Here is a 13,757-nt window from a genome sequence, read left to right as displayed (position 1 = left end):
TCAAGGCGCGCGTTGCTGAGTCTATACTCGGGCCTGCACCATCCGCCGCAACGACCCAACGGAGGCCATGATGTCCGCTGCACCCCAACCAGGTTTCTCGTTCGACGACTGGCTCGCTATCGAGCGAACCGCCACAGACCAGCGCAGCGAATACGTTGACGGCGAGATCTTTGCGATGGCCGGCGGCACCGAGGAGCACAATCTGATCGTGCTCAATGTCGGCGCCGAGTTGCGCAACCAGCTCAAGGATCGACCCTGCCGCGTCTACCCGCGCGACATGAAGGTCCATATCGCCGCCGACGACGTCGGCATCTACCCGGACGTGATGGTGATCTGCGGCGAGCGCCGGTTCCACGACGGCCGGCGCGACGTCGTCACCAATCCGACCTTGATCGTCGAGGTCTTGTCGGACTCCACCGAGGCCTACGACCGCGGCGACAAGTTCCGACATTTTCGAAGCCTCCGGAGTCTGCAGGCTTACCTGCTGCTGTCGCAATATCGGATGCAGGCGGAGCTGTTTCTCCGCCAGCCGGACGGGACCTGGAGTCTGAGCAGCTACCAGGATCCGTCCGAATCCATCCAGTTGCGCGTCGTCGAGGCCGAGCTGTCGCTGGCCGAGGTCTACGATAAGGTGGAGCTGTCGAGGTAGCATGAACCGCCGACGCGTCGGTCTTTCCCTGCTGCTCTGCCTGACCATCGCGCAGGCTGGTGGCGCCGGCGCCGAGGGCCACGACGGCGCGCAGGCGGCAGCGGACGTCTCGACAACTTACCCACCCGAGCTGCAACGCCGGCTGTCGGCGGCGCTCGGGGCCAAGGGACCGCACTACCGCCCGCGCACCGAGCACCTGCTCCCCGATGGCCGGCCCCGTTACATCAACCGCTTGATCCTGGAGGATTCTCCCTACCTCATCCAGCATGCCCACAATCCGGTCGACTGGTATGCCTGGGGGCCGGAGGCGTTCGAGCGCGCCCGCCGCGAGAACAAGCCGGTGTTCCTCTCCATCGGCTACTCGACCTGTCACTGGTGCCATGTGATGGAGCGCGAGAGCTTCGAGGACGGCGCCATCGCCGAGCTGCTGAACACGCATTTCGTGGCGATCAAGGTCGATCGGGAGGTCCGCCCCGACATCGATCAGGTGTATATGACCGCCGTGCAACTGCTTACCGGCAGCGGCGGCTGGCCCATGTCGAGCATCCTCACGCCGCAGGGCGAGACCATCGTCGCCGGGACCTACTTTCCGCCCGATGACTTCAGCTCGCTGTTGCAACGCGCCAACGCCCTGTGGCAAGCGCAGCCGGACCAGATGCGCGCCCGGGCGGCCGAGATCGCCCGCGCCGTTGCCGCGGCACTCGCCGTCGAAGCACAGGCCGCCGAGCTCGGAGACCGGATCGTCGATCGGGCCGTTGCGAGTCTGCTCGAGCAGCATGACGAGCTGCAGGGCGGGTTCGGCGACGCACCCAAGTTCCCGCAGCAGCCGCGGCTCGCGCTGTTGCTCGACCAGGCGCTGCGCCGGGACGATCAAGCCGCGCTGACGGCGGCCGTCTTCACCCTGCAGAGCATGGCGCGCGGCGGCATTCAGGATCAGGTCGGCGGCGGCTTCCATCGCTACGCGATCGACAACGACTGGCTGGTGCCTCACTTCGAGAAGATGCTCTACGATCAGGCGCAGCTCGTGCGCCTCTACCTGGCCGGCTGGCGTCTGACCGGCGACCCCGAGCTGGCACGCGTGGCCCGGCACACGCTGGATTTCGTGCTGCGCGATCTGACCTCCCCGGCGGGCGGTTTCTATTCCGCCACCGATGCCGAGAGCGAGGGCGAGGAAGGACTCTTCTTCCTCTGGACGCCGGACGAGCTGAGGTCAGTGCTCTCGCCCGAGGACGCCGAGCTCGCCATCGCCCTCTACGGGGTGACCGAATCCGGCAACTTCGAGGGGCGGAACATCCTGCATCTGCCGAGCGCGCCGGAGTCGTTCGCCGCCGCCCGCGGCGTGTCTCCGGCCGAGCTGTGGCTGCGCATCGACGCCATCAACGAGCGCCTCTATCGGCATCGCGAGGGACGCCCGCATCCGCATCGCGACGAGAAGATCCTCACCGCCTGGAACGGCATGATGATCACCGCACTCGCCGAGGCGGCCGACGCATTGAACGAGCCGCGCTATCTGAGCGCTGCCGAACGCGCCGCGGAGCTGCTCTGGAGCGAGCAGCGTCCGGCGCCGGGTCGGATCAACCGCGTCTATCTCGATGGACGCACCGCGCAGCCGGGGCTCTTGGAGGACTACGCCTTTCTCGGACAGGCCATGATTGCGCTCTATGACGCCACCGGCGAGCAGCGCTGGTTGACGCGAGCCCGCGAGATGGCCGATGCCCTTTGGGAGCGCTTTGCCGATCACGGCGAAGGCGGTCTCTTCATGGGCGAGGCCGCCGAAGACACGCCGCTGATGACGCGGCCGAAGGACGTCACCGACGGGGTCATGCCGTCCGCCACCTCGGCGGCCCTGCAACTGCTGGCGCAGCTGACCCGGCGCACCGATGCGTTGGAGTACGAGCGGCACGCGAGCGCCCTGTTGGCGAGCACATCGGGCCGGGTCGCGCAAGTGCCGAGCGCCTTCCCGGCGCTGCTGACGGCGTTGAACCTGATGCGCCACGGCGACACCGGACACCTGCAATACGCGGCACGGGGCGCAGTGCGCGCCGACGCCCGCATCAGCGCCCGAAACAGCTCGGGCGAGAACGACGTCGCGAACCTGGTCGTTGATCTGACCCTGCGGCCGGGCTGGCACGTCAATGCCCACCGGCCGCTGCAGGACGAACTCATCGGAACGACCCTGCGCATGAGCGAGGAAAGTGGGGGCTGGAGGATGGCGGCGCCCGCCTACCCAACCCCGGAGATCCTCCGACTCGGTTTCCAGAGCGAGCCGCTGGCGGTCTATCAGGGACACGTCCGGATTGCGGCGACGCTCGCAGCAAACCCGCAACAGCGGGCCGACCCCGGCGAGGATCCAAGCGTATGGCTACCCTTCGAGCTGCGTCTGCAGGCATGCAGCGACGCGATCTGCCTGGCCCCGGAGACCCTGGTTCTGCAGGTCCCGCTGCCTTCCCGCTGAAACAGCCCGCTTCGGCACGGATTGAGGTTTCGGTTTCCCTTTCACTCTGCCGCTCAAAGCGTCGGGCGAGCGACGCTAGCTCGTCGGGCGCCGAACCGAGGGTTAGCGCGGGACGCCGTCAAGGCTTCGGGAGATAGGGCATCAACTGCTCCACGGCCGCCGCATCGTCGAACTCGGTGCCGCCCACGGCACGGATGATCACCCGGCCTTCCGGGTCGATCACGAAGCTGGTGGGAAGGCCCTTCACGCTCCAGTCCTGCGCGGCGCGTGAATCGGTGTCGAGCAGGAGCGGAAAGGTCGGCGCCGGATCCAGTTGACCGGTGAAGGCGAAGACGGTGTCCATGTCCTCGCCGACGTCCACCGCGAGGACCGTCAGACCGCGCTCCTTGAACTGCTGATACAACCGCTCCATGGACGGCATCTCGCGACGGCACGGCGGGCACCAGGTGGCCCAGAAGTTCACCAGGACCAACCGGCCTTTGAGGTCGGCGAGGTCATGCTCGACCCCGTCGATATCCTCGAGGCGCAGCGGCGGCGCCGGTGCGGGATCCTCGATCACCGTGAGTCGGTGGCTCAGGGGCGGCAGATCGGCGGCGGCGCCGGTGCCGACGGCTCCGACGGTGCCGAAGCAGAGGAAAAGGGCCGGTAAGACCGACAGGCCTGCGCGGATCCGTTTAATCGGTGCAACGAACATCGTCGAGTCTCCCCTCGTAGGTTTGGTCCGCGATCGTCCAACGCGCAATCAAATCGAAGCGACTGCCGGGCGGCAGCCCCGTGGCCAGCATGCCTTGATTCCACTCCCCGGGCGCATAGGACTGCTCCGATGGGAACTGGGCCCAGCGGAAGGCGAGACGCGCCGAATCGGGCACACCGCGCGCCGTCCATTGCGCCAGCCACTCGTCCAACGGCGGAAGGGGACGGACCTCGTCCTTGTGTTGGACCTCCCAGTCGGACAGGCGAAAGTCGATCTCGCCGGGCGCCGTGTCGTTGCGCAGGACGGTCATGTAGACGCAGGCATCCGCAAAGACATCCGCATCGGCCAGGTCAAACCCGCGGGCGACATAGAAGGCGCGGATCTGGTCGGGCAGGAGTTGAGTGAGCGAGACGCTCACGCCGTGGGCTCGGGTTTCGTAGGTGGCTGCGCCTGTTTCGGGATCGACCCGGACGGGCTCCGCGCCGATCGGGGGAGCGCCGAGGACGGCGACGACGGCGGCGGCCACCGCAACGTAACGGACAGATAGGCGGCAGGAATGCGTGCCGTTCGGACCGGTCTGAGGGATGAATCTCACAGGCTATTGCTCTCCGTCGTCGGGCCGATGGGCCGGGTGCGCGCGGGAGGCACCTGCTTCCCGAAAAACCCGCGTGTGCTCGGTATATACTGATCGTTCGTCGGACCTCGAACAACCCCGCCGTCGAGCCGTCATCTGCATCGGAGCACGTTGGACATGCCCAAAGCCCGCATCCCCCATCGGGCCGTCAAGCCACCTCCCGAGCCGATTCCCGAGCCGATTCCCGAAAAGGCGCCCAAACAGGCCCTGTTCGAGCATCTGGCGCTCATCGCCCGCGCTCTCGCCAGCGCCGCGCGCCTGGAGCTGCTGGATTTCCTCGCACAGGGCGAGCGCAGCGTCGAGGATTTGGCGCGAGCCGCCGGCCTCTCGATCGCCAACACCTCCAAGCATCTGCAGCAGCTCAAGGGCGCGGGGCTCGTGACCCCGCGACGCGACGGCAAGCACATCTACTACGCGCTGGCGGACGAGCGGGTAATCGATGCGATCGCCACGCTGCGCCAGCTCGCCGAGACCCATCAAGAGGCCGTCGCCGAGCTGATCGCGAGCTACCTCAAGCAGCGCGATGCACTGGAGCCGATTCCGGCTGACGAGCTGCTGGCGCGCGCCCGTGACGGGCTGGTGACGGTGATCGACGTGCGCCCGCCGCAGGAGTATGCACAAGGGCATGTCGTGGGGGCATTGAACGTCCCGCTCGAGCAGCTGGAGAGCCGGCTGGGCGAGCTGCCGGAAGATCGCGAGGTGGTGGCCTACTGCCGAGGTCCCTGGTGCGTTCTGTCCTTCGAAGCCGTGGCGCGCTTGCGCGAAGCCGGGTTTCGCGCGAGGCGACTGCAAGACGGTCTGCCCGAGTGGCGACGGGCCGGATTGCCGGTCGATGGGGGCTGAGCGCGCATCCGCGTCGTCGCCGGCTTGCCGGCGGCGACGATCCCCACTCCAAACGGGGGCTTACGACATGCGGGCACACTCGGGATGCGGCGATACGGCGACTCGAACCGGAGCACCGAACACGTGCGGAAACTCGGTTGTACCGGCCTCGCCTTGATCCTGATCTCACCCGCGTCTTGCGGAGCGCGACCGATGCCTGAGCAACCCGATCTCTTCCAACGCCAGCGCGCCTTCGCCGCGCATCTGCGCGATCCCGCAAAGGTCCCCGGACCGGACGATATCGAGGATCGCCGTATGGCGATCTATCGCGACCTGGTGTTCAACAACGTCTCGGCCTTGCTCGCGGGCAACTTCCCGGTGATGCGCCGGATCTTATCCGACGCGCACTGGGACGGCTTGATCCGCGACTTCTTCGTCCATCATCGCGCCAAGACGCCGCTCTTCCTGGAGCTGGGACAAGAGTTTCTCGACTTCCTACAGAGCGCACGCGCGGACGATCCTCGGGATCCGCCCTTTCTACTGGAGCTGGCGCACTACGAATGGGTCGAGCTTGCGTTGCAGATCAGCGATGTCGCGCCGGATCGGACGCGTCTCGATCCGACCGGCGACCTGCTCGAGGGTCGCCCGGTGCTCTCGCCGCTGGCCTGGAATCTCAGCTATCGCTTCCCGGTCCATCGCATCGGGCCGGACTGCCAACCGGATGCGCCGCCGCAGGTGCCGACGCATCTGGTGATCTATCGCACACCCGACGACGCGATCGCCTTCCTCGAGATCAACGCCGTCACGCAGCGCCTGTTGATCCTGCTCGAGGAGGAGACGCCGCAGACCGGGCGCGAGGTGCTCGGGCATATCGCAGCGGAGCTCGGCCATTCGGATCCGGATCAAGTCATCGCCTTCGGGGCCGGATTGATGGAGGATCTGCGTACCAAGGGGGTCTTGCTCGGGACAACCCGCTGAGCGAAGCGTCGCCTTCCTCGGCGTGGTCCTGCTCTTTGCCGGCGCGGGCCTCTACGCCGTCGGCGCCTTTCATCTTAAACCGCGCCGACTCAAACCGCCGACATCAAGGCACAGGGTTTCATCGGCCTCATCATTCCGCGCGCGTACGGCGAACGGGAATTCCCCAATGCGGCGCATTCCACGGCGGCGATCACACTCGTCACCTGGTGGAAAGCCTCTCCGAAGGCCGCAGCATCTCCTTGCCGGCGGTTGTCTGAGCCCGGCCCGACGCCACCTCCGAAGGGCATGCACGGTGTTCGCTACCGCCGCCGTGTACTGTCGTCCTTCGTAAGCGGTGCCCCGAAAACCCCAATCCATAGGAGAAAACCGATGAGTTATGCCTTTAGCGTTGAGATCGACCAACCGTTCGATGCGGCCGTGGAGCGCGTCGTGGCCGCCCTGGCGGCGGAGCGTCTCGGGATCGTCAGCGACGTCGATGTCGCCGCGATCCTGAGCAAGAAGCTGAACGAAGACATCGGCGGCTATCGCATCCTGGGTGCCTGCGCGCCCGGGTTGGCCAGTCGCGTGATTGCATCTCGGCCGTCGGCGGGGGCGCTGCTGCCCTGCAACGTGGTGGTCCGGCAGGTGTCGCCGTCACGCACCGCCGTGGATTTCATGGACCCGGTTCCCGTGCTCGCCTTGGTGCAGGACGCGGTCGCCGACGAGGTCGCCACCGAGGCGCATGCCATTCTGGAGAGGGTCGCCACGGCGCTGAAGGCTTGACGCGCACGACCGCGGGCCTGTCTCGCCCGACCAGGATGCTCCGTTGCGTGGGGACTCAGCGGCGCGGGGCAGCGCTTGCAAGCGTGATCGCCTCGGCGAGCCGCGTGCGTCGGGCGCCAGCCGGAGCCTGCTCGCCTCGGGGGTGCGTGCCGGCGACCTCCACGAGCAGGCAGGACGTCTCGGTCAAGGCGGCCATCGGCGGCGTTGCCGGAACCGGCCGGGTATCCAGGGCTGCATGCAGAATGCGGCCGATCTGATGGACGTGGCGAGGTACGGTGATTCGGCTCATGGGCGACGGGAGTGATCCGGGTTCTCGATCATGTCGGTTGGCAAGAGCGTCGGGAATGCTTTCGCGTAACCCCGCCGAAACGGGTGAGGATGCCGACCGAATGCGCGTCGACAGGGTGCTGCTCCGCGCTCAGCGTACAGAGACCGTCAACGCGAATGGCTCATCGCTGATGGAGCGCATGAGTTGGCCGACGTCAATCCGATAGGTTTTCTTCTCGGTCGTGAAGCTGTATTGGTCTCGCGCATCGACAAGGCCGGACACCGAGAACAGGACATTGCTTCCCTCTAGCGAGACGTCCGCACGTTGGCCCGCGCCGGTTCTGAGTTCATAGCAAACAACGTCATCCGGGGGAGCGATCCCGCGAACGGTGCCCGAGGAATGCCCCCGCTTGAACTGAATAGGCTCGCACGATTGGGCTTGGGCGGTGCCGGCGGCAACGAGGAGGTGAATCGCCGCAAGGTAGGCGAGCCCGGGCAGCTGTGGTGTTTTCATGATCCCTTCAGGCGAAACGTCGCGGTTGGAGTCACTGAACAGACAACATACCGCACGCAGGCGGTAGCGACGCTGGTGCAGCGTCACGACGGGGATGCCGAGCAGATCATCGCCGCCCTGCTGCACGATGTGCTGGAGGATGGCGGCGCGCACTGGGCGGAGCCGATCGCGGCGGGGTTCGGCCCCGAGGTGCTGGCGCTGGTGCGCTTCTGCACCGACGGGGTGCCGGATGCGGCGGGGCACAAGGCCCCTTGGCGGGTGCGCAAGGAGGCGCATCTGGCGCGGGCCACGGGGCCGGGGCTGCTGGTGTCGGCCTGCGACAAGCTCGCCAACCTGCAGGCGATCCACCTGGATCGGCTGGAGTGTGGCGCGGTGGTCTGGTCGCGCTTCAGCGCCGGGCGCGCGGGCACGCTCTGGTACTACGAGGAATTGGTCGAGACCTTCTCGGGGCGTCTGCCGGCGGCGCTCGAACAGGCGCTGCGGCGCGAGTGGGCGGCGGTGGAGACCCTGGCCGACGAGGAGGGCCAGTGAGGCGCCCGGCATGTTCGCCCTGGGACTGGAGATCGCCCGCACCGTGCGACGGTGGACCGACATCCCGGTAGCGGTCGGGATCGCCCCGACCAAGACGCGCGCGAAGCGGACCGGGGAGAAGCTGCCGGCGCTGGTGCGGGCCGCGACCCGCGGGGTCGACCGGTTGTGCCGCTACGGGGAGCCGGCCAGTACTGCGTATCGCACCGATTCCGACACACCCTCCGGACGCTGACGATCGCGGGCAATCAGGTGCCGTTCAGCGCCTCGCTGCGTCGGTTCGGCGAGGCGCTGGGGCGCCTCCCGATCGCACCTGCCATGCTCCCGGTCGAAGCCGTCACCGCCTTGGTCGGGTCCCCCATCAACGCGGGCTGTCCGCCGGTGTGCCAGAACAGTCGGCCCTTTCCCTGCCCCTCAGCCCTTCACGCAGACCACCTGTTTCAGCGTATGCACCACCTCGACCAGGTCCGCCTGGTTGGCCATGACCTGGTCGATGTCCTTGTAGGCACCCGGAATCTCGTCGAGCACACCCTTGTCCTTTCGGCAGATGACCCCTTGGGTCTGAGCGGCTAGATCCGCCGGCGTGAACTGCTTCTCCGCCGCAGTGCGGCTCATCCGTCGCCCGGCGCCATGAGCACTGGAGCAGAAGCTTTCGGGATTGCCCTTGCCGCGCACGATGTAGCTGCGCGCGCCCATGCTGCCCGGGATGATGCCGAGATCCCCTTCCCGCGCCCGGATCGCACCCTTGCGGGTAACCCAAACGTCGGACCCGAAGTGGTGTTCGCGCTCGACATAGTTGTGATGACAGTTGACCACCGCCTCGGTGACCAAGAAGGGCGGCAGATGGCGTGAGAGTGCGGCCAGCACCAGAGACATCATCTGTTCGCGGTTGGTGCGCGCGTAGGCCTGCGCCCAAGAGACCGCGGCCACGTAGTCGTCGAAATGTTCGGTCCCCTCCGGCAGGTAGGCGAGATCCCGATCGGGGAGCTGGATCATCCAGCGCTCCATGTCGCGCCGGGCCAGCTCGATGAAGTAATGGCCGATGGCATTACCGATGCCGCGGCTGCCCGAGTGCAGCATGATCCACATCCGATCGGATTCATCGAGGCAGACCTCGATAAAATGATTGCCGCCGCCCAGGGTGCCGATCTGGTTGACCCAGTTGGAGAAGCGCCCGAACGCCTTGAGCAGCTGCGGGTGCTTCTCGGTCAGCGCGGCCAGCGGCGCGGCGAAGGGCGTGGCCGCCTCGGCCAGCGCCCGCGCATCGGTGTGCTGGGAACGCCCCACCGGCACGTCGCGGCTGATCTGGTCGAAGACCTTCTTCAGTGCCCGCTCGTCGATCCGATCGGCACCGAGCGAGGTGCGCGCGGCGGCCATGCCGCAGCCGATATCGACCCCCACGGCGGCCGGAATGATCGCCCGGTCGGTGGCGATGACGCTGCCGATGGTGGCGCCGATGCCGGTGTGCACGTCGGGCATGGCGGCGACATGACTATGGATGAAGGGCAGCTTGGAGAGATTCACCAGCTGCGTGCGCGAGCGCTCGTCCAGATCCTCGGTCCAGACCTTGACCGGCTTGTCGCCCTCGGTAATGACCTGCTTGATCGTCATGGCTCCTCCTGCCGCGCGTTCGGCGGCGCACGATGGCACGGCCGACGGCGGCCATGCCGAATAATGGCGGGGAGGATGCGCTGGAAAGGGACGTTTGGTGTCCGGTCTTGCTGCTCCCCGCCGGATCGACTGACGGGGGTAAGACCGGTCAGGCGATCAGGATCTGCGCGTTGTCGGCGATCCGAAACGGCGATGACCGTTGTCGAAGGGTCGATATGACGCGCGTATTGGATCGGGTTTGCGGTGTATGCGGAACAGGCAGCCGCCGACGGACGCGCACGCCGACGGCGAAACGCTGAATGCGCTCCGCGGAGACTTGGCGATGAGGCATGGTTGGCGCACGTGGATGACTCGAAGCAAGGTGGTCGCTGTCTGTCGACCGCATCGGCGGTCCAGGATTTGGCAGCCAAGATGCTACGCTCGATCAAACAGGCCCGCAAGGAGGCTCAAGCCGCTGCTCGCTCCTCGATCCGGCGCAAGGCCGCATCGCAAACCAAGCGATAGAAGGGTGCCCAGCGCGGGATTTCGAAGGTGACGCGACACCGTCCGGGTCCGAGCGGATCGACACGATGTCCGGTTGCGTCGACGCCGCCGACCCGCCATGCCCAGACGTGCTCGGGCTCCCAGCGGGTGATCTCGAAGGGGAGCCAAAGGCCGACCGGTGTCTGGATCCGCCCGCGCATGCCGGGGCCGATCAGAGGCTCCGATGCCTCGACCGCGCGCACGCTCGGCCCCCAGCGCGGCCATTCACGCGTGTCGATCAGGATCCGCCAGGCGACGCCTGCGGGAGCTTCGATGATGCGGTCGACCTGTTGCACGGGATCAGCCCTCGGCGGGTTTCTCGAACACCATGAAATGCTGTGTGGGCAGGATGTCGAGGGTCTCGACCCAGCGCAGTCCGACGGCTTCGAGCTCGGTGATCGCCTGCTTTTGAGTCATCTTGTGCAGCGGCTTGATGGGGACCCGCGGGTCCTCGCCGCGGTACTCGATCAGAAAGACCCGTCCGCCCGGTCGCAGCGCACGGCGGATGCCCTGCATCATCTCGAAGGGATGGGCGAACTCGTGGTAGGCATCCACGAGCAGCACGGCATCGAGGCTCTCCGACGGCAACTTAGGATCGTCCTCGGCGCCGAGGACCGGAATCACGTTGGTGATCGCGCGTCGCTCGATGCGCTTGCCCAGGACCTCGAGCATCTCCGGTTGCACGTCGACCGCGAAGACGCGACCCTCCGGGACGGCCTCGGCAATGCGGAAGGTGAAGTACCCGGTACCGGCGCCGATGTCCGCGATCTGCGCATCGGGGGCGAGACCCATGCCCTCCACCACACGGTCGGGCGTCTCCTCGACGACACGGGTTCTACGCTCCAGCCAGGCGGCGCCTTGGTGGCCCATGACTTGGGAGATCTCGCGACCGAAATAGGTCTTGCCGATCCCGTCTCGGCTCGGTGCGTGAAAGGTGTAGAGACTGTCGGCCGCGGGCTCAGGCTGCGCAAGCACTGGCAGCGCCGCGAGCAGACAACAGCAGGCGATCGGCAGAAGCGGATTCCAGTGTTTCATCGGGAGCCTTCTCCGAGGTGTCGTGGGAGGTGTCGTGGGAGGTGTCAAGGTAGAACTTGGCATCCCGGCGCGACGCCGCGATCGCGTCACACCGACGCGTTGGACGGCCAGGATCGCAGCACGCTCAGACAGGTCGTCGTGCTTGGGGTTTCACGGAGCGAGGCGGGCTCGGCGTGAACTGTACCGTTCCTTCCGGCATCGATGGTCTGCGGTCGGCAAGTGTTCGACGAGACCAAACCGGCTGCGGTTACCCGAACTCTCGCAGGGTTTACGCTCTGCGATGTCATAACATAACATTTCGCCCTCCTCCTCCTCTTCTGATTGGATGCCTGAGCCATGAGACTGCAGCCTGCCATCCTGACTGACTCGCTGCTCGCGCCATCCGGCCTTCCGGGTTTCGCCGACGCGGTGCATCGGGCGGATACCGTCGCCGATCTGACCCGGATCTTCGTGCCGGAGACCCAAGTCTGTGTCCACTCGCCACACGGCAGCCCGAACAGGCTCGGCGCACTCGAGAGCCTCCACGCGAGCGGATGGTCCGGACTGCGGGCGGTCGTCCGGCTCGACGCCGATGGCGTACCCGACATCGATGCCCTGCCGCTGCCGCCGCCGTGCGCGCATCCGGCGCTTCGGCGCGAGCTTACCTTCCTGCTGGAACTCTACGCCGACCTGCTCGGCTGCGAGGCGATCGGCCTGCGCATCGAGCGTCTGGAGCGCGCCATGTGTCCCCGCTGGCATGTCGACCGCACCGGCATCCGGCTGCTCTGCACTTGGTGCGGTCCGGGCACGGAGTGGCTCGACGATCCCCGGATCGACCCTCTGGGTCTGCCCGGCAGCGCCGCGGGCGCCCCGGCAACCGGCCAAGCCCGGCCCTTCGACATCCTGCTGCTCAAGGGCAGCGCCTGGCAGGGCAACGCGGCCGGCGGGGCGATCCACCGCTCCCCGCAGGTCGCCCCGAACTCGGGTCCGCGCATCCTCGTGGCCCTGGATGCCCTCTGGGACTAAACCCGGACGCGGCAACCGGCGTTCTCTGCTCTCCCGTCATCCACAACGAGCGATCCATCCATGACCCCATCCAACAGCGATGCCCGTCTGCCCGTCACGGTCCTGTCCGGCTTCCTGGGTGCCGGCAAGACGACGCTGCTCAACCACATCCTGAACAACCGCGAAGGCCGACGGGTCGCGGTGATCGTCAACGACATGTCCGAGGTCAACATCGACGCGGCGCTGGTCGACCGCGAGGTGACCTTGAGCCGCGGCGAGGAGCGGCTGGTGGAAATGACCAACGGCTGCATCTGCTGCACGCTGCGCGAGGACCTGCTGGAGGAGGTCGCGTCCTTGGCGCGGGCCGGGCGCTTCGATGTGCTGGTGATCGAATCCACCGGCATCTCCGAGCCGCTGCCGGTGGCCGAGACCTTCACCTTTCGCGACGCGACCGGGGAGAGTCTGAGCGATCTGGCGCGGCTCGATACCTTGGTCACGGTGGTGGATGCGGTCGCCTTTCCCGCCGATCTGGAGAGCGCCGACGACCTCGCCGATCGAGGCGAGTCCCTCGGTGCCGACGATGTCCGTGCTCTGTCGGAGCTGCTGATCGACCAGGTGGAGTTCGCCGACGTCATCATCGTGAACAAGATCGACCTGATCGGCAGCGCCGAGCGCGAGCGCCTGATCCATGCCCTGCGCCAGCTCAATCGCCACGCCCGCATCCTCCCGGCCGTCCTCGGGCAGGTCCCGCTCGAGGAGGTCATCGACACCGGCCGCTTCGACTTCGCGCGCGCCGCCGACGCGCCCGGTTGGCTCGCGGAGCTGCGCGGCACCCACACCCCGGAGACGGAGGAATACGGCGTCGGCAGCTTGGTCTATCGCGCCCGCCGGCCGTTTCACCCCGGGCGCTTCCATGCCGCCATGCAGGAGGACTGGCCCGGCAACCTGCTGCGCTCCAAGGGCTTCTTCTGGCTCGCCTCGCGCCTCGATTGGGCCGGCGAATGGTCCCAAGCCGGCGGTCTGGTGCGTCATGGACCCGCGGGTCTATGGTGGGACGCGGCCCCGCGCGAGCATTGGCCCGAGGATCCGGCGCAGCGTGCTCGCATCGAGGCGGACTTCGACGGCCCTTTCGGCGACCGTCGCCAGGAGATCGTCTTCATCGGCCAGCACCTGGACGCGCCGCAGATGCGCGCCCGGCTCGATGCCTGCCTCCTCGACGATGCCGAGATGGCGTTGGGGCCGGACGGTTGGCGATGGCTCCCGGACCCGTTTCCGGCCTGGACCCGCGGCGCGGAGGAGTGA

Annotated in this window: 16 protein-coding genes; 9 read left to right on the top strand and 7 right to left on the bottom strand. The window is 67.2% G+C overall.

The window, feature by feature from the left end; genetic code table 11:
• Window positions 1–70: 70 nt before the first annotated feature.
• Complete coding sequence (locus tag BDD21_RS14415) at window positions 71–649, top strand: Uma2 family endonuclease (RefSeq protein WP_120797740.1); 579 nt, start codon at window positions 71–73, stop codon at window positions 647–649.
• A gap of 1 nt (window position 650) precedes the next feature.
• Entirely contained in the window at window positions 651–3,104 is a 2,454-nt protein-coding gene (locus BDD21_RS14410) for a DUF255 domain-containing protein (RefSeq protein ID WP_120797739.1), read from the top strand.
• Window positions 3,105–3,222: 118 nt separating this feature from the next.
• Here BDD21_RS14410 and BDD21_RS14405 read toward each other — a convergent pair whose 3' ends face one another.
• On the bottom strand, window positions 3,223–3,798 hold the full coding sequence (locus tag BDD21_RS14405) for a TlpA family protein disulfide reductase (protein ID WP_120797738.1): 576 nt from the start codon (window positions 3,796–3,798) through the stop codon (window positions 3,223–3,225).
• Window positions 3,779–4,393: a hypothetical protein gene (locus tag BDD21_RS14400; RefSeq protein ID WP_120797737.1), complete on the bottom strand. Its 615-nt coding sequence runs from the start codon at window positions 4,391–4,393 to the stop codon at window positions 3,779–3,781. Before BDD21_RS14400 ends, BDD21_RS14405 begins: the two co-directional genes overlap by 20 nt.
• A 156-nt stretch (window positions 4,394–4,549) precedes the next feature.
• On the opposite strand from BDD21_RS14400, the gene BDD21_RS14395 reads away from it, so the two are divergent.
• The 3 genes from BDD21_RS14395 (at window position 4,550) to BDD21_RS14385 (ending at window position 6,994) form a co-directional block, all read left to right on the top strand.
• Window positions 4,550–5,275, top strand: a complete 726-nt coding sequence (locus BDD21_RS14395; RefSeq protein WP_120797736.1) for an ArsR/SmtB family transcription factor — start codon at window positions 4,550–4,552, stop codon at window positions 5,273–5,275.
• 192 nt (window positions 5,276–5,467) lie between these two features.
• Complete coding sequence (locus tag BDD21_RS14390; RefSeq protein ID WP_120799933.1) at window positions 5,468–6,232, top strand: HvfC family RiPP maturation protein; 765 nt, start codon at window positions 5,468–5,470, stop codon at window positions 6,230–6,232.
• A gap of 369 nt (window positions 6,233–6,601) precedes the next feature.
• On the top strand, window positions 6,602–6,994 hold the full coding sequence (locus BDD21_RS14385; RefSeq protein ID WP_120797735.1) for a DUF302 domain-containing protein: 393 nt from the start codon (window positions 6,602–6,604) through the stop codon (window positions 6,992–6,994).
• A 55-nt stretch (window positions 6,995–7,049) separates the two neighbouring features.
• Here BDD21_RS14385 and BDD21_RS14380 read toward each other — a convergent pair whose 3' ends face one another.
• Together BDD21_RS14380 and BDD21_RS28650 are read right to left on the bottom strand one after the other, a co-directional pair.
• A complete protein-coding gene (locus BDD21_RS14380; RefSeq protein WP_120797734.1) occupies window positions 7,050–7,283 on the bottom strand; it encodes a hypothetical protein in 234 nt (77 codons plus the stop codon).
• Between the two features lie 129 nt (window positions 7,284–7,412).
• Entirely contained in the window at window positions 7,413–7,862 is a 450-nt protein-coding gene (locus BDD21_RS28650; RefSeq protein WP_245969604.1) for a hypothetical protein, read from the bottom strand.
• Between BDD21_RS28650 and BDD21_RS29055 the strand changes: the two genes are divergently transcribed.
• Window positions 7,851–8,306, top strand: coding sequence for an HD domain-containing protein (locus BDD21_RS29055; RefSeq protein ID WP_281269159.1), 456 nt, complete (start codon window positions 7,851–7,853; stop codon window positions 8,304–8,306). The genes BDD21_RS28650 and BDD21_RS29055 overlap by 12 nt on opposite strands.
• A gap of 10 nt (window positions 8,307–8,316) precedes the next feature.
• Complete coding sequence (locus tag BDD21_RS14370; RefSeq protein ID WP_120797732.1) at window positions 8,317–8,538, top strand: hypothetical protein; 222 nt, start codon at window positions 8,317–8,319, stop codon at window positions 8,536–8,538.
• A 179-nt stretch (window positions 8,539–8,717) separates the two neighbouring features.
• Here BDD21_RS14370 and BDD21_RS14365 read toward each other — a convergent pair whose 3' ends face one another.
• The 3 genes from BDD21_RS14365 to BDD21_RS14350 all read right to left on the bottom strand — a co-directional run bounded on the left by BDD21_RS14365 (window position 8,718) and on the right by BDD21_RS14350 (window position 11,471).
• Window positions 8,718–9,914, bottom strand: a complete 1,197-nt coding sequence (locus tag BDD21_RS14365; protein ID WP_120797731.1) for an RtcB family protein — start codon at window positions 9,912–9,914, stop codon at window positions 8,718–8,720.
• A 446-nt stretch (window positions 9,915–10,360) separates the two neighbouring features.
• The gene (locus BDD21_RS14355; protein ID WP_120797729.1) at window positions 10,361–10,732 is read right to left on the bottom strand and encodes an SRPBCC family protein; all 372 of its coding nucleotides are present in this window, start codon (window positions 10,730–10,732) and stop codon (window positions 10,361–10,363) included.
• 4 nt (window positions 10,733–10,736) lie between these two features.
• Window positions 10,737–11,471, bottom strand: coding sequence for a class I SAM-dependent methyltransferase (locus tag BDD21_RS14350; RefSeq protein WP_120797728.1), 735 nt, complete (start codon window positions 11,469–11,471; stop codon window positions 10,737–10,739).
• Between the two features lie 336 nt (window positions 11,472–11,807).
• Between BDD21_RS14350 and BDD21_RS14345 the strand changes: the two genes are divergently transcribed.
• Window positions 11,808–12,476, top strand: a complete 669-nt coding sequence (locus tag BDD21_RS14345) for a DUF1826 domain-containing protein (RefSeq protein ID WP_120797727.1) — start codon at window positions 11,808–11,810, stop codon at window positions 12,474–12,476.
• A gap of 60 nt (window positions 12,477–12,536) precedes the next feature.
• Window positions 12,537–13,757 carry a zinc metallochaperone GTPase ZigA gene (gene zigA / locus BDD21_RS14340; RefSeq protein ID WP_120797726.1) on the top strand — a complete coding sequence of 407 codons (1,221 nt, stop codon included), beginning with the start codon at window positions 12,537–12,539 and terminating at the stop codon, window positions 13,755–13,757.

Origin of the sequence: Thiocapsa rosea, from assembly GCF_003634315.1 — a bacterium.
Taxonomy (GTDB): domain Bacteria; phylum Pseudomonadota; class Gammaproteobacteria; order Chromatiales; family Chromatiaceae; genus Thiocapsa; species Thiocapsa rosea.
The sequence above is the reverse complement of the archived record's forward strand: the minus strand, read 5'-3'. Positions and strand labels throughout refer to the sequence as shown.